The sequence below is a fragment of the Pirellulales bacterium genome (genome assembly GCA_019694455.1).
GTDB lineage: Bacteria > Planctomycetota > Planctomycetia > Pirellulales > JAEUIK01 > JAIBBY01.
Window position 1 is genome coordinate 70304 of the sequence record JAIBBY010000010.1, and the last position, 20176, is coordinate 90479.

A 20176-nucleotide genomic window follows, 5' to 3' on the forward strand; every position below is an offset into this window, starting at 1 on the left:
GGACCATTGCGATTGGGGCGCGGATCGCAGCGTTTGGGTGCGTTGCTTGCGGCGGTTGACGCCGGTACGATTAATCGCTTCGGATCGCCTTGACTACTTTGAGCCGGCCGGTCACGCATTCTTTGACCGTTGCCGCCTGCGCCTCGCATACGAACCAATTTTTTGAAGGAGTCACCATGCGTCGTTTGGCAACCAGCTTGTTGGCGGTATTGGCCGTCGCCGGCTTTGTGGGATGCATGCAGGAGAAGGGCGCCGCCACGGCGAGCAGAGAGAATGTGATTGTCATCCAGCCGGGCGAAAACGCGCAGAAAGAAGCGCAAGAAGCGTTGATCAAGGCCAAGGAAGGGGACGTGATCGAGTTTGCCGAGGGGGACTTTGCTTTTACGCAAACGTTGTCGCTGGAAGACGTGAATGGCGTATCGATCCGCGGCAAGGGACAGGACAAGACGCGGCTCAACTTCAAAGATCAACAGCCGGGCGCCGGCGCCGAAGGCATATTGGTCAAGGCCGACAACTTCACCATCTCGGACCTCACCGTGCAAGACACCAAGGGAGATGGAGTGAAGGTGCAAGGCGGCAAGGGCATCACTTTCCGTAACGTGAAGGTGGAGTGGACACGCGGCCCGCATCCTGACAACGGCGCTTATGGCGTATACCCCGTGCTCTGCGAAGACATCTTGATCGAGGGATGTCACATCACCGATTGCTCGGACGCAGGCGTGTATGTCGGACAATCGAAGAACGCGATTGTGCGCCGCAACCGCGCGGAGAAGAACGTGGCGGGCATCGAGATCGAGAACACCATTGGCGCCGACGTGTATGAGAACATCGCCACTAACAACGCCGGCGGGCTATTGATCTTTTCGTTGCCGGGGCTGGAGCAAAAAATCGGCAAGCAATGCCGGGCGTTCAAAAACCAGGTGTATGCCAATAACCACGAGAATTTCGCCAAGCCGGGCAACATTGTGGCCACGGTGCCGCCGGGAACGGGCGTGATCATCATGGCCAACGATGATGTGGAGTTGTTCGACAACGACATTTACGACAACGCCACCGCCAACGTTTCGATCAGCAGCTACTACGTCACGCAGAACAAGTTCGACGATCCCAAATACGATCCGTATCCGGAAGGCATCTCAGTGCACAACAACCGTATTAAGGGGGGCGGCGACAAGCCGGGTGGCGCATTTGGCGAACTGGTGGCCCCGCTGCTACAGGCCAAGGCGCCTGAGCTGAAGGAGTTTCCGGACATCGTTTACGACGGCATTGTGGACGAAGCCAAGCTGAAGGACGGCAAGGCGCCGGAAGAGCTGAAGATCATTCTGGTCGACAATGGCGAAGTGACCTTCGCCAATCTGGACCTGGGCCGACTGCTCAAGGGAGAGGAGCCCGAAGTTTCGACCGACCTGGCGGCCTTTGCCGGAGAGCCGGTCCGCCTGCCCGCGGTCAAGATCGCCGGAGTGGAATAAGATGCCGCGTCGGACACAAGCAGCTCGGGAGGCTTGGCTTCTCGGGCTGCTTTTCTTTTCTCTATTGGCGGCCGCCGGTTGCGGCCGTTCAACGAGCGGCTTTGATCCCGCGTCGGACGCCGAGCCGCCAGAGTCGCTGACGGCGCTGGGGATCTTTGTGGGCGATGGTCGTTCGCAACAGCCAGCGCCCGGGGTGATTCCGTACGACATCAACACGCCGCTGTTCTCCGACTACGCCACCAAGTACCGCTTTGTAAAGCTGCCGGCGGGGGGCAAGGCCCAATACAACGCGGACCGCGCGCTCGATTTTCCGGTCGGCACGATCATTGCCAAGACATTCGCGTACCCGCACGACATGCGTGATCCCACCCAGGGGGAGCGCCTGATGGAGACGCGCATCTTGTTGCACCGCGCCGATGGCTGGGTGGGGCTGCCGTACGTCTGGAACGACGAACAGACCGAAGCGCGGCTCGAGGTGGTGGGCGCCGTCAAGCCGGTCAAGTGGATTCACACCGACGGCAACGAGCGAGCGATTGACTATCTGATTCCCAACGCCAACCAGTGCAAAGGGTGTCACAAGGCGGAGCGTGACACCATGCTGCCAATTGGCCCCAAGGCGCGACACATGAATCGCGATTTGGTGTACCACGATCGCGACCAGCCGTATACCGAGAATCAACTGACGCATTGGACGCGTATTGGCGCCTTGGAAGGCGCCCCGGCTGACCCCGCCGCCGCTCCGCGCATGGCGGTGTGGAACGACCCATCGAGTGGTTCGCTTAACGATCGGGCCCGCGCCTGGCTGGAAATCAACTGCGCGCATTGCCATAATCCCGGGGGAAATGCCCGCAACTCGGGACTGAACCTGATGGCCAGCACGGAGCGGCCCTTTGAGTTTGGCGTGTTTAAGCCGCCAGTGGCGGCGGGTCGCGGATCGGGCGGGCTGCGTTACGATATTGTGCCCGGCAAACCGGACGAGTCGGTGCTTGTGTTTCGGATTGGGTCGGACCATCCTGAAGTCATGATGCCCGAGATCGGCCGGCGATTGGTGCATCAAGAGGGATTGGCGCTCATCCGCGAGTGGGTGGCCAGTCTGGAGGCGCCGGCGGCGACCTCGGGGGCGCAGTAGCCTCGTCGAATGGGCAGGTTAGCGGCTTATCGCAAATCGGATTTCAGCGCAGCCAGGAAAAGCAGACCCGATGGTCGCGACGCTGGATTACATCGAAGAGGTGATCGCCAACTATCGGCGCGCCTCCGAGGCCAACCTGACGACCGCCGATCGCGTGGGGAACGTGGTGCTCCTGTCGGGCGAGACGGCGGACGACGTGATGATCACCGCCGATCTGCACGGCCATCGGCGCAACTTCAACCTCATCAAGCGCATCGCCGCGCTCGACGAGCATCCGCGGCGGCATCTCATCTTGCAGGAGGTGTGCCACGGCGGCCCCACGTATCCTTCCAATGGCGGCTGCATGTCGCACGCCATGTTGGAGGATGTGGCGCGGCTGAAGACCCGCTATCCGGAGCGCGTCCACTTTTTGCTCAGCAATCACGAGTTGGCCGAGCTGACGGACTATCCCATACTCAAGTCGAAGAAGATGCTCAACCTGATGTTTCGGTTGGGCATGCAAGAGATTTATGGGCCGGCGACCGACACGGTGCGCGGCGCGTATCTCAACTTCATCCGCACCTGTCCGCTGGCGGTGCGACTGGAGAACCGCGTGTTTATTTCGCACAGCCTTCCGGAGGAGGTGGACCGTCACGGTTTCGACCGGGGGATCTTCGAGCGCGAGCTCGACGCGCTGGACTACCAAGAGCACGGCGACGTTTTTCAACTGGTGTGGGGGCGCGACTATCGGCCCGAAAACGCCGACGCCTTCGCCAAACTGGTCGATGCCGACTTAATGGTGAATGGACACGACCCGTGTCCGGCCGGCTTTCAGGCGCCCAACGACCGACAAGTGATTTTGGATTGTTGTTCGGACAAGGCGACGTATCTGATTCTGCCTGTGGCGCAGCGGCTAACACACGCCGAAATGGTGCAGCGCGTCCAGTTCTTGGGTTGAGCAATACCGGCCGGCGATATTGCTTAGTCGGCGTGGTTTGCGCAGTGATCTGTCGCCGCGCTGGCCGCACGCATCTCGGGCGGCGCGGTATGATCGGCGGCATGCGATTGCCGTTTCGATTTCAATTTTCGCTCGCCACGCTGTTGGCCGTGATGGTGCTGGCGGGCATCTTGTTGGCGGCGCTGGGGGGCATGTTGCGCGAGTCGCAGCAGATGGGGTCTGGCGCTTCGTTGGTGTATTTTCTGATGTTGACGGCATCGCCGATCGCGCTGGTGATCGCCATCAGTTGCGCGCGGGGGGCGGCGCAAGCTTGGAGCAAGTATCGGAATCGGCGCTGACGGCCATTCAGTAGGCCACATCGCTTGCCGCCATTCGCTGGGCGCATGTCCTTGCCGCGATGCCAGCCGACAGGCACTGCACGGCTGGCGCTGCTTGGCGTGCTAGCGCGGCCGGTCGATAAATCATTTCTTATCTTCGCTTCACGGTGGTTTTAGGTTGTGGGTATAGGCTTCCTTCAGTGTTTCATGTGCCTGTTCACTGGAAACGAAGCAAGGAGTCTGTGTCATGGGAACTTTCAAGAATCGAAGCGGCCTGTTCGCGATTCTGGCCTTGGCGGGCCTGTCGCCACTGTTGGCCGACGACGCGGCGATGCCGGTGGGCGATCTGCCGCCAGCCGTCGCCGGGACCGTGAAGCAGCATTGGCCCCAGGGAGAGCTGCGCCGGGCGTGCCGCGACGAGGATGATGGGGTGGTGTATTACGAGGTCCATCTCGTCGACCAAGGCCAACTGGTGGAAGTCAAGGTGTGGCCCAACGGCACGCTGCACGAGGTCGAGCGTCATATCGGCGTCGATGATCTGCCGGCTACGGCGCGCGAGATGATCCAGGCGGCCTATCCTGATGCCAAGCTGCACGTCATCGAGAAGCAAACGCGCTATCGAGACGGCAAGTCGGTGGCCACCGACTACGAGATCGAGCTGGTTACGTCCAACAAAGAGGTTGAGTTCGTGATGACGGCCGACGGCAAGATTCGCAACCTGGACGAGGACGACCTGTCCGACGATCTGCTTGCTTTTGAGTAAGTATTGCGACGGCCAGGGGACGCCCCGCTACAATGACCGCTGGGGGATGACCAACTCCGGCGTCAGGTTCGCACTGTGCTTGCCCGCGGCGATTGCCGCGGGCAAGGCCGCGCGCCGGCCGAACAACAGCAAGTGGAGCGCACGTCCCATGACGCAGCGAACGGCGCCTCGCAACGCGCGTGGCTTCACGTTAGTGGAGCTACTGGTGGTCATCGGCATCATTGGCATCTTGATCGCGCTCTTGTTGCCGGCGGTGCAAGCCGCGCGCGAGTCGGCGAGGCGGATGCAGTGCCAGAACAACCTCAAGCAAATTGGGCTGGCGCTGCACAATTACTTGTCGGCCATTTCTCGATTTCCGCCCGTCACGGTGGTGCCGGTGGGGCAGACATTTGAGCCGTGGTCTGGCCACGCGCGGCTGCTGCCATATTTGGAGCAAGCCAGTCTGGCCAACCTGATTGATTTTGGCGCCAGCAATGAATTCACCGAGAACGCGGTGGCGGCGCGCACGCGGGTGCCGATCTACCTGTGTCCGAGCGAAATCAACGATCGCGAGCGCCACACGCCGACGCTGGTTCACTATCCGCTGAACTACGGCTTTAACGAGGGAACGTGGTTCATCTACGATCCCAAGACCGGGGCCGTGGGAGACGGCGCGTTCGCGCCCAACCACGCGTATCGTCCCGCGGACATGACCGACGGACTGTCGAACACGTTGGCCGCCGCCGAGGTGAAGGCCTATCAACCCAATCTTTGGGACACGAATCAACCGGCCACGTTGGGAGTGGCGGCGCCGAGCTCGCCGAATGAGTTGAGCGCCTACTACGGCGGGACGTTCGACTCCAATGGACATACCGAATGGGTGGAAGGGGACGTACACGAGAGCGGCTTCACCACCACCTTCACGCCCAATTTGGATGTGCCGTACACCGACTCGGGCATCACGTACAGCATCGACTTCACATCGATGCGCGACGGCGAATCGGCCACTGCGCCGACGTATGCGGCCGTCACCGCGCGCAGTTATCATCCGGGGATCGTGAATGTGCTGTTGCTCGATGGATCGGCGCGGAGCATCCCAGACACCATCGACGCGCGGGTGTGGCGCGCCCTAGGCACCCGCGCCGGTCGAGAAGCCGCGAGCCTACCTGAATGACGCCGCGCGTTTGCCATTTCGAACGGACACGGCTGCGGCCAGCGCGGCGGGCGGGCAAAGCGCTATTGGTGGGACTGGTGGCATTGGCGGCGCTATTGGCGGTGATCTTATGGACGGTGTGGCGGCGCGGACCGTCGCAGCCGAGCATGGCGGCGGGGCAAGCGGTTTGCGACGTGTTCCTGGAGCAAATTCGCGGCGGCAAGGCGGCTGAGGCGTGGCAAGCGACCACGGCGGAATTCAAGAGCGCCGAGGGGCGCGAGTCATTTGCGCGGTATGTCCAAGCGCGGCCTTATCTTCGGCAACCGTTGCTGTTTGGGTCGGTGCAGACAGTGGCGATTGGCGATGCGCCCAGGACCGAGTTTCTGTACCGAGCGGCAGGGGGCGAACATTCGGTGCGGATATTGGTGGCGAACGAGGGGGGGGCCTGGCGGGTAGACCGCCTAGCGGCCCCGTAGCAGGCGGCGAACTACGTCGCTTTCTGGATGGCGGGGTTGATCCGCTGGCGGGAGAATCCAGCCGGCTGCGGGGGATGTTTGCCTAGCCCGCCTGATTTGCCTGAATAAAAGTAGCTCATAATGCCAGCTTGCCATTGTGTCCTGTTCGCTGGCGACGATATACTTCCCCGTGGTTCGTGGTCGGGTTTGTTTGAGACGGTCTCAAGTTCGATCTTGTTCAACGCCTCAGTCCCCCCTCCTCTGAACAGTAGGGCCGGCTTGTTCGCGGCCCCTTTCCTCCTTGACCCGGGAAAGTTTATCCCTTGCGGGTCAGCAAAAGCCCCTATAGGAGAAGTCCAGGTGGGCAAGAAGTTGTACGTTGGGAACCTCAGCTACGGTGTCAGCAGCTCGGACCTGCAAACGCTTTTCGCACAGTATGGAAATGTGCAGAGCGCTCAGGTTATCGAGGACCGCGAGACCGGCCGCAGCAAGGGGTTCGGTTTTGTCGAGATGGGATCTGATGAGGAGGCGCAGTCCGCGATCTCAGGATTGAATGGTCAATCCCATGATGGTCGCCCGCTGACGGTGAACGAAGCCAAACCCCGCGAGGATCGTGGTGGTGGCGGTGGTTTCCGTGGTGGACGTGGAGGCGGCGGCGGTGGTTATGGTGGTGGCGGCGGCGGCGGCGGTGGCCGCGGCGGCCGTTCGCGCTACTAAAGCACTGCAAGTTCAGCATTCCAAGAAAAGGCCATACGTTTCGGCGTGTGGCCTTTTCCTTTTTAATGCCACCAACTTAGCCGCTTTTTGATCGCATGAATTGGGTCTCAATGTCTCGCTGGCCTGAACCATTGTGTGCCGTGTTTCGTATTGGCAGGCACGGGGGCGCTGCGCGCTGGCGTTTGACCCTGGAAATCGCCGATTAGTAAAATGAAGCCCCAGACGGAGTTTCCGACGAACAGCAGCCACTCGCACAGACGGCGCTCGACGGACGGCGCCGAGCAAATCGTTGGCGCAGCCACTTGGGTGTCGGCCAAGCGCCGCGTTGCTGGAAATGGACAGGGACGAGTCGCCAGATGGGCGCTGTTGCCCCACACGAGTCGGGCGTCTTAAAGAACGGAATGCAATGATGTCTCGCGGCATAGCACGGGTCGCTGCCTTGGCGATGTTCTTTCTGCCTACTGCGATCCACGCGCAAGGCGTGTTCACCGATGCAAGCTCGCTGGCCGCCGGTGGACCAGCCGAGGAAGTCCTGGAAGTCTCGGCGCAATTCACGGCGCCGGGCGCGGACGGTTTTGGCGCGCTCTACGTGACCGCCAAGATCGCCAAGGGTTGGGATATTTATTCCATCACCCAGCAGAAGGGCGGACCCGTGCCAACGCGGGTGGCGCCGATCTACTCCAAGCAATTTTCGATCGTGGGCGCCACCAGAGTTTGGCCCAAGCCGCATGTCAAGACCGAGGAGGTTTGGAAGGACCTGCCGATAGAGACGCACGAGGGACAGGTCACTTGGTACGCGCCGGTCCAGTTCGCGCCGGATGTTGATCTGAAGACCTTTGCGATCGAAGGGAGCGTCACCGCGCAGGCCTGCAACGAGCAAGGGTGCCTGCCTCCAAAGAAACATAAATTCGTGGCCAAGCTGGGCGAAGGGGTGAAGCTGCCGCCAGAGGCCGACCCGGTGGGGCCTTTGGAGAGCGAACGCGAGAAACCAGCCGACAAGCCCGCAACGAACGAGGGGGCCGCGCTGGGCGAGTTGCTCCAACCGGGCACGCACACCATGCTGCGCGGAGAAGTCTACCCGGCGCTGGCGATGCCCGGCGGTACGGTGCGGTTGACGATCACGGCCGAGCCGCAGTCGCCGTACCATGTTTACGCCTTGGAGGCGGCGGACAGCGGCAAGGGGGCGTACAAGCCAACCTTGATCCAACTGACGCAAACGGGGGGCTGGACCGCCAGTGAACCGGTCGCTAGCGCCGCGCCTACGGAAAAGAAGCTAGTCAGTGGCGACAAGGAAGAACTGCAGCGGTATTACGACAAACCCGTAAGTTGGACGATCGAACTGGCCGTGCCGCGCGACGCCGCGCCGGGCCAACAGACGCTGGCGGGGGTCATCGGCTACCAAAGCTGCTTTGACGGCGGATGCGATCGTCCCACCGCCGCTCGCTTTGAGGCGGCGGTGACAGTTGCCAAGGATGCCAGCGCGGGGACAGCCAGCGCGCTGCCGGTGGCGTTCTCGCCGGCCAAGTACAAGGAGGCGAGCCAACTCGCCCGCGCGCCCGAGCAAGCGCCGGATAAGGGAGTGGTCGCGGCAGCGCCATTACCCGCCGCGAGCTTGGCGGCGGCCGATCCCTTGGCGGGCGTGGTGTTCGAGATTGCCGACGACGACGAGTTGAGCCGGATGTCGCTGCCGCTGGTGATGATCTTTGGTTTTCTCGGCGGGTTGCTGCTGAACCTGATGCCCTGCGTGCTGCCGGTGATCGGACTCAAGGTCTTGTCGTTTGTCGAGCAGAGCGGACAGAGCCGGGGCCGCATCCTGGCCCTCAACATCTGGTACTCGCTGGGACTGATCTCGGTGTTCATGGTGCTGGCCACCCTGGCGGCATTCGCCGGTATGGGCTGGGGAGAGATGTTCTCGCGACCGTGGTTCAACATTGTGCTGGCCACGGTGGTGTTTGCGATGAGCTTGAGCTTTCTCGGCTTGTGGGAGATCCCGATTCCGGGTTTTATCGGTGGGCATACCTCGCATCAGTTGGCAAGTCGGGAGGGGGCGACCGGCGCGTTTTGCAAAGGGGCGATCACCACGGTGCTGGCCACCCCCTGCACGGGGCCATTTCTTTCCACGGCGCTTTTTTGGGCCGCCTCGCAAAACAGCTCCGCGCTGGTGTATGCGGTTTTCGCCAGCGTGGGAGTAGGGATGGCGAGCCCCTATCTTCTGATTGGCGCGTTTCCGCAACTGGTGCGCTGGCTTCCCAAGCCGGGCGCGTGGATGGAAACCTTCAAGCAGGCGATGGGCTTTGTGCTGTTGGCCACGCTGGTCTACCTGCTGACGCTCGTGCCGTTTGCCAGCGTGGTGCCGACCATCGCGCTGCTCTTTGGCGTATGGGCCGCCTGCTGGTGGATTGGCCGCAAGCAATGGAGCACCAGCAGTCGCGTGAAGTGGCTGGCCTGGGGACAAGGAATCGCGCTGGCCAGCGTGGTGGGCGTATTCGCATTCACCTATCTGCAGCGCGAGATGGACGCGCGGCTGACGCAATCGTTTGACGCCCAATTCGCCAAGCGGTTGACCACGCCGATGACAACCGTCGCAGCGAGCGACGCGGGGCACATCGACTGGCGACCATTCGATTTGGCGAGCTTTCACGAGTTGGCGCAGGCAGGCCAAACCATTCTGGTCGACTTCACCGCCCCCTGGTGCCTGACGTGCCAGGTGCTGGAGAGCGCCGTGCTCGACACCAAACCAATGCGCGAGTTGCTCAAGAAGAACAATGTCGCCACGCTGCAAGCGCAATGGATCGATGAGTATCCAGAAACGGGCCGCATGCTCGAAAAGCTCAAAAGCGAGCAGATACCGGTGGTGGCGATCTTTCCGGCGGGCGATTGGAAGCGGCCGATCGTGCTGCGCGGACCACAAGCGCGCGGCAAGTATCTCGACGCGCTGGCTCAGGCTGGCCCATCGAAGGATATGAGCACAGTGGCTGCTGCGCCAACGGCGATGTCGGTCGCCAAGTAGGCTCCGTTTCGGGTCGGCTTGCTAATTCTTGCTGGTCGCTCGGCCAATGAGCCAGCTTTCCAGCCCCAGGTCGGCAAGTTGGCTGCGAATGCTGTCGGCATAGAAGGGGCTAACGACTAGCGCCAGGCCGATACCCATGTTGAACACCCGGGCCATCTCGTCGTCTGGCACTTCGCCCAGTCGCTGAAGCCAGTTGAAGATGGGGGGCGCCTGCCAGCTATTGGCATCGATTTGCAATTGCACGCCGGCGGGGAAGATGCGTTCGAGATTTTCGCGGAGTCCGCCGCCGGTGATATGGGCGACGCCATGCACCACGCTCTTGACGCGATAGTGCGAAAGGATGGCGCGCAGGGCGCGACTATAGATGCGCGTGGGCCGTAGCAGCGCCTCACCGACGGTTGTGCCCAGTTCGTCCACCGTGTCGCTCGCTTGGAGCCCGGCGACTTCGAAGACGATCTTGCGCACCAGGCTGAAGCCGTTGGAGTGCAATCCGCTCGACGCCACGCCGATCACCACATCTTCGGGCGCGATTTGGCTGCCATCGATCAAGCGGCGACGCTCCACCACGCCGACGCAGAAACCGGCCAGATCGTAATCGCCGCGGGTGTAGATGTCGGGCATGATCGCCGTTTCGCCGCCGAGCAGGGCGCAATCGCTTTCCAAACAACCGGCCGTGATTCCCTCGACAATCTGTTCGAGCAGCGCGGGGTCGTCGTGCGACATGGCCACGTAGTCGAGAAAGAACAGCGGCTCGGCGCCACAGCACAAGGCGTCGTTCACGCTCATCGCCACCAGATCGACGCCGACCGTGTTATGCACGCCGCACAGCGCGGCCACCTTGAGTTTGGTGCCGACGCCATCGGTGCAGGAGACGAGCACGGGGTCGACATAGCGGCGGGCGAAGAGCGGGCTTTCGAAATCGAGTTGGAACAGCCCGGCAAATCCCCCTTCGAGCGGCAAGACGCGGGGGGAATGGGTGCGGCGCAGCAGCCTTGGCAGGCGCGACATCGACTCGCGATAGACATCGAGATCGACGCCCGAATCCTTGTAGGTGACTTTGGCCATGCGCCGCCGTGCATAAATCCGTGAAAGGCCAGATTTTAGGAATTATGGGCGCGAGCTGTCAAACGCCCGTGCCGGGGCATGACCGGACTCCAGCGCGCCTGAGAATTGCTTTGAACCACCCCCCTATCGGGTAGTACACTGGCAAGCTGCGTAAGACAGCGCAGCGCCGGGTTCTCGCGGCGCTATTGAGGGAACAGCGGGCCGCCTGATGGCGCAGTCGCCAGCCAAGACCGACATCGATCACCTCGCGCTATTGGGCGGGCCGCCGGCATTTGCCCAACCGGTATGCGTTGGCCGACCCAATCTGGGCGATCCGCGACAATTTTTTGGCCGCATGCAAGACGTGCTCCAGCGGCGCTGGCTCACCAATCATGGCGAGCTGACGCAAGAGTTTGAGCGGCGCATTGCCGACCAGGTTGAAACCCGGCACGTCGTGGCCGTTTGCAACGCGACGGTGGGATTGCAGATCGCGCTGCGCGCGGCCGGCGTCACCGGCTCGGTGATTGTGCCGGCGTTCACGTTCGTGGCCACGGCGCACGCGGCATCTTGGATGGGCCTGCGCCCGATTCTTTGCGACGTGGCGCCAGGAACCTATCACCTCGATCCCGACCGAGTTGCGGCGGCGATCGCGCCCGACACCACGGCGATACTGGCGGTGCATACCTGGGGCGAGCCGTGCCATGTCGACGAGTTGTCGCGATTGGCGCGGCGGCATGGTCTGCGGTTGTTGTTCGACGCGGCGCACGCCTTTGGTTGTTCGTATCGCGGTCGGCCGATTGGCGGAAACGGCCTGGCGGAGGTGTTCAGCTTTCACGCGACCAAGTTTCTCAATTCGTTCGAAGGAGGCGCCATCGCCACCGATGACGACGAACTGGCCGAGCGCGCCAGGCAGATGCGCGACTTTGGCTTCAACGAGGCCGACGAGGTGGTCGATATCGGCACCAACGGCAAGCTGTGCGAAGCGGCCGCCGCCATGGGATTGACCAACCTGGAATGTTTTGAGGAGTTCGTGGCGGTCAACCAGTCGAACTACCACGCGTACCGAGCGGGGCTACGCGATATCGCCGGTCTAACGCTCATGGAGTACTGCGATCAGGAGGCCCGCAACTATCAGTATGTGGTGCTCGACGTGGACGCGCGGCGGTTTGGACTCGATCGCGATCAGCTTTGGCGGCTATTGGCGAGTGAGAACGTGCATGCGCGGCGCTACTTTTATCCGGGCGTGCATCGCGCCCAGCCGTACGTGGCGCAGGCCGATCCGAGTCAGTTTCCCAATACCGAGCGGCTTTGCGGCAGCACATTGACGCTGCCCACCGGCACGGGAGTCGACGCCGCGCAAATCGAAGCAATTTGCCGACTGCTGCGGTTCATTGGGGAACAGGCCGCCGCGATTGGCGAGCGCCTGGCGGAGGCCGCGGCCGTTTTGGCGCCGCACTAGCGAGCGGCGGCGGAAGGCGCGCGCTGGGTCGTTGCGAAGAACGATTCCAGGAGCTCGCTGGCTGTCTCGATCGGATTCGACTCGCGTTGCCGGTTGGCGTAGTACTGGCAGCGCTCGGCCACGGCGGGGGAGGCGAGCAGGCGGGCCAGTTCGCTGGTCACGCGCTCGATGGTGAATTCGCCGGCCCGCAAGTGCGCCGACACGCCAAGCCGTTCGAGCCGACGGCTCAAATCGTGCTGATCGAAACCGTGCGGGGCGGTCAGTTGCGGCACTCCCGCCAGCAGGCTCTGCGCGATGCTGCCGCTGCCTGCGTGATGCACATGCGCGGCGGAGCGTGGCAGCAGGCTCTTCAGCGGCACAAAGGGAAACTGGCGCACGTGCGGCGGCAGGTCGGTCGCTTGCCGATCGGTTTGCGTGCTCAGAAGAATCGCCCGGCGCCCCAACCGCCTGGCCGCTTCGACCGCCACGTCGAAGTACGCTTCTGGTCCGCGCGCCACCGAGGAGGTGGTGAACACCAGCGGTGGATCGCCGGCGGCCAAGAACTTTTCAACCGGCGCCGGGTCGTACCGGGCCGAGTCGAATTCGGGAATGGGAAAGCCGACCAGTTGCGTATTGGGAGGCCAATCGGGCTGGGGGGGCGAAAACCAATCTGGAAAAAAGCCAATGCCCAGTTGCGGCGAATGACACCACCCCTTTAGCACTCGCCGCTGCGGCGGCAGCCCAAACCGCGCGCGGAAATTGTTGATGATGGGTCCGGCGGCGCGATCGACCACCAGGTCGATGGCGCGGTCGATTACGCGCAGCGTCCAGCGTGGTGTCCAGCGCGGCAGGCCGACGGGATCGTACACGCTGCGCAGCACCATCGGTTGCAGGTGCATGGTGACCAGCGGCGCGCCGAGATGCTCGTTGGCGATGCGCGCGCCAAACATGTAGAACTGCGCCACCACGAGAGTCTCGCCTGGTTTGTAGCGGCGCAGCACGAAGTCGTAAGCCCGCTCGATGGTCTGGGGCAGCGCGTTCATCCAGGCGTCGGCGGCCTCGCCATGCGGCCAATGCTGGATGCCGCGGACGATCTCTTGATGCTGCTCGGCGTCCCACATTGGCTCGAATTCGATGCCCGCCTCATCGAACAGACCGCGGTAATAGCCGCTTCCCTGGATCACTGCCTCGTGTCCGCGCGCGCGCAGCTCCTTGGCCCAGGCCAAGGCGGGGAGGGTGTCTCCCAGGCTGCCGGCGGAGACGATCAGGACGCGCATAGGTCGGAATCCGGTTTTCGGCGCTCGATTCGCTGGGCCGATGTTAACCGTGACGGCGCCGCGCCGCAAAACAGGAGCGCCAGAATCGCGCGGCTCCTTGTCGAAATGAGGGGGAGAGGCGTACCATGAACCCTTCGTCGCGACCAACTGCTGGGGGCGATCGACGCCACACCCCACGAACGCGACCATCACATTGCGCGGCCGTTTGTGTCCGCCGCCACCGCCGCTATCTGTCCCTTCCATCGAGAGTCTTATGAGCATTTCCGCCGAGCAGGTTCGCGCCGCGTTGTCCGAATTTCCCGATCCCGAAAGCGGGCGCAGCCTGACGCAAATGGACCAGGTCAATGCGCTCAACGTTTCGGCCGACGCGATTGAACTGCGGCTGGGGCTGACGACGCTTTCGGCGCCGCTGTGGAAGGAAACGCGGGCCCGCGTCGAGGAGCTGCTGCGGGCGAAGTTTCCGGCAGTTCAACGCATCGACATCGAGATCGAAGCGCACGAACGTCCGCCGCAACGATTGGGCGAGGTGGGCCTGCCCGCCAAGTGCGTGGTCGCGGTTGGCTCTGGCAAGGGGGGCGTGGGCAAGAGCACCATCGCCGCGAGCATCGCCTATGGGCTGCGCCGCGCTGGCTGCGCGGTAGGGTTGATGGACGCTGACGTCTATGGCCCCAGCATCCCGCACCTGGTGGGCCGCAACGAGCGCCCGGCGCTGATCGACAAGCGCATTCAGCCCATCGAGGTCGATGGGCTGAAGGTCATGTCGATGGGGTTTCTGGTTCCGGCCAACGAGGCGGTGGTCTGGCGCGGCCCCATGTTGCATGGCGCGATCACGCAATTTTTGCGCGACACCGAATGGGGCGCGCTCGATTATTTGATTATCGACATGCCGCCGGGCACGGGAGACATCGCGCTCACCTTGTCGCAGTTGTTGCCGCTGACGGGAGCAGTGGTGGTCTGCACGCCGCAAGACGTGGCGCTGTTGGACGCGATGAAGGCGATCACCATGTTCGGCAAGGTGAACATCCCAGTGCTTGGCATGGTGGAGAACATGAGCTACTTCGCCTGCCCCGATTGCGGCAAGCGCTACGAGATTTTCGGCAGCGGAGGCGCCAAGCGGCGGGCCGCGGAGTTGCAGATACCGTTTTTGGGCGAGGTGCCGATCAATATCCAGATGCGCGTGAACGGCGACGAGGGTCGGGTGGGGGCGAGCTTTGACGACCCGGCGTCGGCCCCGTTTCTGGAGGGGATTTGCCAGCGGCTGGTGCGGGGGATTTGCGCGTCGCGGGCGGCGGCCCCGCCGATGCCGAGTCTGCCGGTTTTGTAGTGGATTCGCGGCCCAGCGGGGCGCGAGGGGGAAAAAATTAGAGCCGTCTCGGGTTCATCCAGAGACGGCTCTTTCTCGTTGTGACAAACGACCGCAATCGCTAAGGATCGCTGTCGCCAACCGCGTTCGGCCACCAATCTGACGCGGTCAGCAACGCGAATCGAAGTTACTTCTTCTTCTTCGCGGTCTTCTTCTTCGCGGCCTTCTTCTTGGGGGCGGCGGCCTTCTTCTTCGGGGCAGCAGCCTTCTTCTTCTTCTTCGCCACGTTCAGTCTCCTAAAAAACTCGGCGAGATCCGTCTCAGCGCCTCAAAACATTTGAGGACCACGAGCGAGTCCCACCATTAACCACTCCTTCAGGTGACACGCTTGATTTGGTCGGACGACTGCGGCTTGTTGTGGTGCGTTGGTCGTCTGATTTCTGTCTTGCGTGCCAGGCGCTGGGGAACTATGGACAATATTTGTACGCATTCTCCAAAATTCTGCAACAGAAATTTCCCGCGCCAGCGAAAATTTTTTGCGCATTTTTTCCGCGCGGCCTTGGCCCTTTGCGCACGATTCTCAGCGCGAATCGATGTTGCGCGCTGCGCGACGGTGTCGCGCGCTATGATTTTTTTCATCGTTGTCGCTGTGCGCTACTTCGCTGCGCTCGTACAGCGCGCGGCGCTGCGACATTGCGCGCATGCTGATTTTTGTTTCGCGCTGCGCTGCGCGCGACAAGTTTTGATTGCTATCGCGCGAGCAAGAAGCCACGCCGTGTCGGTCGGTAGCGCGGCGCATGCGTCGTGTCCGCTTGCGCATGACGCGAGCGATGGTTGAGACGCGCCGCGGACGGAATACCGTCGGCGCGCTTACTGCCGCGCGACGCTGCGCAGCGGGCATTCATGCTGAACGAGTTTCGCCCAGGCGACGGATGGATGGCGCTGGATTGTCGGTCGCGGGTGGCTTCTCACGCGTCTGGCACGCCGCATGCACGGTTGCGAGTTTCAGCCTGGATTTGGGCTGAAAAACGCATGAAATCGCTGTCCAATTTCGGGCGACGCCTCGCCCGATCACCTCTTTTGTCAGGAGCCTTTGGTCATGGTGAACGAACAACAATTACGTGGGAGTTGGAACGAAATCCAAGGCCAATTGCGCAAGCATTGGGGGCAACTCAATCAGGACGACGTGCTGGCCTTTGGTGGCAACGTGGATCAACTGGTGGGCATGATTCAGCGCAAGACCGGCGACTCGCGCGAGACCATCGAGAACTTCTTGAACCATCTCGTCGAGCAGGGCGCCGACGGGACTTCGCGCTTCGGCGAATTCGCGCGCCATGCGACGGAGCGTGCGGGCGAGATGGGGCGTCAGACCTACGACAACACGCGCCGCTTCGTCGAACAACGCCCCGCCACTTCGCTCGCGGCGCTGTTTGGCGCGGGGTTAATTGCTGGCTTGGGGATCAGCCTGCTCAGCACCGAGCGCTGACCCAACCCGGGTCGCATTAAAGCTGTGTCATTTTTCCTTGCCTGGAGAAAAAATCATGTCGAGTCACGAATCTTATGTCGCCAGTCGCTATGGAAACCAAGGCGCCGGCCGCGCGCAGGAAAAGGCCGCAGGCGCCATGCACCGCGCCACCGATCAAGCTCGCTCGTACTTCGAGCATGGCTATCACAGCGCCGAAGATCTGGTGACGCGCCATCCGGCCAGTTCTGCTTTGATTGTGTTTGGCGTCGGACTGGGCCTGGGGATTTTGATCGGCAACGCCATATCGATCGCGGCGCCGACTCGCGAGCGCTATTTGAGACGACACAAGGCCGAACGCGTGCGGCAGAAAGTGCTCGATGCCCTGGCGGAGTACCTGCCCGAGCCGATCGCCAGCCGATTTTCGTAGTCGACTGGCTGTATATTGCCCACTGGTGTGAGGGTACGCGCCGGCGCGGGTGATTTGCCCGCGCCGGCACGTGCGGCTATTCTCGGTCTGTTCCTGCCTTGCCTAAAGAGGAGCCGACCGATGTTCGCCGTGCGACGCTGCCAATGGATCGTTTTGACTGTAACGCTCTTGCTGGGCGGAGGGCGGCTGCCGCTCTTCGGCCAGGGTACGACAGGCATCACAGTGCCGGATGGCTTTACGGTGGAGATTGCCGCGGCGTCGCCGCTGGTTCAGCATCCGTTGATGGCGGGTTTCGACGACCGCGGCCGGCTCTACGTGGCGGAAAGCGCGGGGCTGAATCTGGACGCGGCCGAACTTTTGACGCAAAAGCCGAATTACATCCGCCGTCTCGAAGACACCGACGGCGACGGCAAGTTCGACCACACGACCATCTTCGCCGATCAAATGACCTTCCCCTCTGGAGCTTTATGGCATCAGGGCGCGTTGTATGTGGCCAGCCCGCCCCATATCTGGCGACTGGAAGACACCGACGACGACGGCGTGGCCGACCGGCGCGAGGCGATTGTCGGCAAGTTCGGCTTTGTGGGCAACGCGGCCGATATTCATGGATGCTTCCTGGGCCCGAACGGACGTTTGTACTGGTGCGACGGCCGACACGGTCATGAGTTCGTCGACGAACAGGGGCAAGTGCGCAGCCAAGGGAAGGCGGCCCGCATCTTTTCTTGCCGGCTCGATGGCTCCGATATCGAGTCGCATTGCGGCGGCGGAATGGACAATCCGGTCGAGGTCGACTTCTCGGCCGAGGGTGAGATGCTCGGTAGCGTCAACTTGTTTTATGAGAAGCGGGGAGACTGCCTGGTGCATTGGCTGTACGGCGGCGTTTATCCGCGCCGCGACCAGGAGGCGATGATCGCCGAGTTTCGTCGCAGCGGCGACCTGCTGCCGCCAGTGCTCGATCTGGGTCATGTCGCCGTTTCTGGCATGACTCGCTATCGCGGCAACCAATGGGGCGATGCCTATCGCGGTAATGTCTTTCAAACCGAATTCAACACGCACAAGGTGATGCGCATTACGCTGGCGCGCGAAGGCGCCACGTATCGCGCCGTTGCCGAAGAGTTTTGGACGCATCCCAGCCCAGATTGCCATCCGACCGATGTGTTGCAAGACGCCGACGGTAGCCTGCTTGTGATTGACACGGGAGGCTGGTTTCGTAACGGATGCCCCACGTCGCAGATCGCCAAGCCTGAAATTCTGGGAACGATCTATCGTATCCGCCGCAACGAGACCGTCCATCACGACGACCCGCGTGGACTGCTGATCGACTGGCCAGTGATTTCGATTTCGCGCCTGGTGGAACTGTTGGACGATCCGCGTCCGCCGGTCGCTGGCCGAGCGATTGCGGCGGTCGCCGCGCGCGGCGACGAGGCGGTGGGGGCGCTAGCGACAGCGCTCGACCCCAGTTCCAGCCTGGCTGTGCGCCGGCATGCGATCTGGGCGCTAACGCGCATCAATTCTCCGGCCGCGTGCGCGGCAGTGCGCGTGGCCTTGGCCGATCCCGACCCTGCGGCGCGTCTGACGGCCGTGGCCAGCGTGAGCACCACCCGTGACGCGGGGGCGGTGGATCGGCTATTGGAGTTGGTGCAGGCGGACGAACCTCCAGTGCGGCGCGAAGCGGCCACTGCGCTGGGGCGGATCGGCGACCGTCGGGCGGCGCCGGCGCTGCTCGAAGCGGCGCGGCGCCAGGTGGATCGCGCCCTCGACCACGCCATCGTTTACGCCTTGATCGAACTGAACGACCCGGCGGCGACCGCGGCCGGGCTGGCCGATTCCGATGCTCAAGTTCGCCGCACGGCGCTGGTGGCGCTGGACCAGATGGAGGCGGGCAACCTATCGAGCGATGCGGTGATGGCGGCGCTGGACACGAGCGATGCCGACCTGGAGCGAGCGGCGCTCGAAATCCTTAAACGCCGTCCGCAATTGGCGGAAGGCATCGATGGGCGTATTGGCCAATGGCTGACGGAACAAGAGGCGAGCGATTCGCGGCAGGCCACGGCGCGCGGCGCGCTGTTGGGTTTCTTGCGCGAGTCAGAACTGCAGAAGGCCATCGCCGGTTGGCTGTCGGCCGATTTGCCGCGGTGGTCGCAGCGCGTGTTGCTCGAGGCGATCGCGCGGAGCGATCTGGAGCGCCTGCCTGAAGTGTGGCGCAAACCTCTGGCGCAGCGACTGGCGGATGGCGACGAAGAGCAGCAGTCGCTGGCGCTGGCCGCGGCGGCGCCGCACCCGGAGCTATTCCATGGTGAGTTGCAAGCCGTAGTCGATCGACAGGCCGCTCCGGCGGACACGCGATTGGCTGCCGCGGCGGCGCTCGCGCGCGACAAGCCAGCGCTGGCGCCGAGCGCGTTTGCCACCTTGATGGACGCGCTGGCCGATACTTCTCCCCCGCTCACCCGGTTGCAAGCGGCCGAGGCGCTTGGCGCCGCGGAGCTAGACGCCAGGCAACTTGCCCAGTTGGTCGCCAAGATCGAACATCTGGGGGCGCTGGAACTGCCGGCGGCGCTGCGCGCGTTCGCCAAGCGGCCTGTGCCGCAACTGGGAGACCAGCTTGTGGCGGCACTGGCCCATGCGCCTGGCCTGCCGAGCCTTGGCGCCAGGCGTTTGGAAGAGGCGCTGCGCGAGTATCCGGCCGAAGTTCAACAAGCGGCCCAGCGATTGGTGGCGACCAGCGCGACCTCGCCCGCTGAGAGTCAGGCGCGTCTCAACGCGGCCCTGGCGGAACTGGCGCCCGGCAGTGCGGAGCGTGGCCGGCAAATATTCTTTGGCGCGCAGGCTGCTTGCAGCGCGTGTCACTCCGTGGCGGGGGAAGGAAGCAACATCGGCCCCGACCTCAGCAAGATTGCATCCATACGCACGCGCCGCGATCTGCTGGAAGCGGTGACATTGCCGAGCGCGTCGTTTGCACGTGGCTTTGAAAGTTACGCGGTGGCGACGGCGGATGGGCAGGTGTTCACCGGTGTCTTGCGTCGAGAATCGCCCGAGGCAATCTGGCTACGGCTGGCCGATCGATCAGAAGTTCGCCTGCCGCGAGCGGAGATAGAAGAAATGTCGCCGGCCACGCAGTCGATCATGCCGGAGGGGTTGCTTAAGACGATGACCCCTGCGCAGCGGAGCGATCTGGTGGCGTTTTTGGAATCGCTAAAATAGCGATCGATTGGCGCGTTTTAGCCTGGCGGGGGTAGAATAGGAAAGCCGCGGCAATTCGTTGCCGGCGGCGGCGTTCCTAGTTATAATTTTCA

Annotated in this window: 17 protein-coding genes; 14 read left to right on the forward strand and 3 right to left on the reverse strand. The window is 62.8% G+C overall.

Translation table 11 applies throughout. The annotated features are described in order from the left end of the window. The first annotated feature begins 176 nt into the window (after positions 1-176). The 9 genes from K1X71_06270 to K1X71_06310 all read left to right on the forward strand — a co-directional run bounded on the left by K1X71_06270 (position 177) and on the right by K1X71_06310 (position 9929). Positions 177-1469: a right-handed parallel beta-helix repeat-containing protein gene (locus K1X71_06270; GenBank protein ID MBX7072736.1), complete on the forward strand. Its 1293-nt coding sequence runs from the start codon at positions 177-179 to the stop codon at positions 1467-1469. 1 nt (position 1470) lies between these two features. Continuing rightward, the gene (locus tag K1X71_06275) at positions 1471-2598 is read left to right on the forward strand and encodes a hypothetical protein (protein MBX7072737.1); all 1128 of its coding nucleotides are present in this window, start codon (positions 1471-1473) and stop codon (positions 2596-2598) included. 70 nt (positions 2599-2668) lie between these two features. Further along, the gene (locus tag K1X71_06280; protein MBX7072738.1) at positions 2669-3535 is read left to right on the forward strand and encodes a hypothetical protein; all 867 of its coding nucleotides are present in this window, start codon (positions 2669-2671) and stop codon (positions 3533-3535) included. A 101-nt stretch (positions 3536-3636) separates the two neighbouring features. Next, on the forward strand, positions 3637-3873 hold the full coding sequence (locus tag K1X71_06285) for a hypothetical protein (protein ID MBX7072739.1): 237 nt from the start codon (positions 3637-3639) through the stop codon (positions 3871-3873). Between the two features lie 226 nt (positions 3874-4099). Further along, positions 4100-4615 carry a PepSY domain-containing protein gene (locus K1X71_06290; GenBank protein ID MBX7072740.1) on the forward strand — a complete coding sequence of 172 codons (516 nt, stop codon included), beginning with the start codon at positions 4100-4102 and terminating at the stop codon, positions 4613-4615. Positions 4616-4763: 148 nt separating this feature from the next. Then, positions 4764-5768, forward strand: a complete 1005-nt coding sequence (locus K1X71_06295) for a DUF1559 domain-containing protein (GenBank protein ID MBX7072741.1) — start codon at positions 4764-4766, stop codon at positions 5766-5768. Beyond that, positions 5765-6223, forward strand: a complete 459-nt coding sequence (locus K1X71_06300) for a hypothetical protein (GenBank protein ID MBX7072742.1) — start codon at positions 5765-5767, stop codon at positions 6221-6223. Before K1X71_06295 ends, K1X71_06300 begins: the two co-directional genes overlap by 4 nt. A gap of 339 nt (positions 6224-6562) precedes the next feature. Continuing rightward, positions 6563-6919 (forward strand): RNA-binding protein, encoded by a 357-nt coding sequence (locus tag K1X71_06305; protein MBX7072743.1) that lies wholly within the window; start codon positions 6563-6565, stop codon positions 6917-6919. Between the two features lie 409 nt (positions 6920-7328). Then, complete coding sequence (locus tag K1X71_06310; GenBank protein ID MBX7072744.1) at positions 7329-9929, forward strand: thioredoxin family protein; 2601 nt, start codon at positions 7329-7331, stop codon at positions 9927-9929. Between the two features lie 21 nt (positions 9930-9950). On the opposite strand, the gene purM is transcribed toward K1X71_06310, so the two are convergent. Next, complete coding sequence (gene purM, locus K1X71_06315; GenBank protein MBX7072745.1) at positions 9951-10994, reverse strand: phosphoribosylformylglycinamidine cyclo-ligase; 1044 nt, start codon at positions 10992-10994, stop codon at positions 9951-9953. 208 nt (positions 10995-11202) lie between these two features. Between purM and K1X71_06320 the strand changes: the two genes are divergently transcribed. Further along, positions 11203-12432 (forward strand): aminotransferase class I/II-fold pyridoxal phosphate-dependent enzyme, encoded by a 1230-nt coding sequence (locus tag K1X71_06320; GenBank protein MBX7072746.1) that lies wholly within the window; start codon positions 11203-11205, stop codon positions 12430-12432. On the opposite strand, the gene K1X71_06325 is transcribed toward K1X71_06320, so the two are convergent. Continuing rightward, a complete protein-coding gene (locus K1X71_06325; protein ID MBX7072747.1) occupies positions 12429-13688 on the reverse strand; it encodes a glycosyltransferase in 1260 nt (419 codons plus the stop codon). The genes K1X71_06320 and K1X71_06325 overlap by 4 nt on opposite strands. Before the next feature lie 253 nt (positions 13689-13941). On the opposite strand from K1X71_06325, the gene K1X71_06330 reads away from it, so the two are divergent. After that, a complete protein-coding gene (locus K1X71_06330) occupies positions 13942-15012 on the forward strand; it encodes an Mrp/NBP35 family ATP-binding protein (protein MBX7072748.1) in 1071 nt (356 codons plus the stop codon). A 354-nt stretch (positions 15013-15366) separates the two neighbouring features. Here K1X71_06330 and K1X71_06335 read toward each other — a convergent pair whose 3' ends face one another. Then, positions 15367-15630, reverse strand: a complete 264-nt coding sequence (locus K1X71_06335; GenBank protein ID MBX7072749.1) for a hypothetical protein — start codon at positions 15628-15630, stop codon at positions 15367-15369. Between the two features lie 460 nt (positions 15631-16090). Here K1X71_06335 and K1X71_06340 point away from each other — a divergent pair, with 460 nt between their 5' ends. The 3 genes from K1X71_06340 (at position 16091) to K1X71_06350 (ending at position 20084) form a co-directional block, all read left to right on the forward strand. Continuing rightward, complete coding sequence (locus tag K1X71_06340) at positions 16091-16477, forward strand: hypothetical protein (protein ID MBX7072750.1); 387 nt, start codon at positions 16091-16093, stop codon at positions 16475-16477. A 55-nt stretch (positions 16478-16532) separates the two neighbouring features. After that, a complete protein-coding gene (locus K1X71_06345; protein ID MBX7072751.1) occupies positions 16533-16883 on the forward strand; it encodes a hypothetical protein in 351 nt (116 codons plus the stop codon). A gap of 120 nt (positions 16884-17003) precedes the next feature. Then, entirely contained in the window at positions 17004-20084 is a 3081-nt protein-coding gene (locus K1X71_06350) for a HEAT repeat domain-containing protein (GenBank protein MBX7072752.1), read from the forward strand. Positions 20085-20176 lie beyond the last annotated feature (92 nt).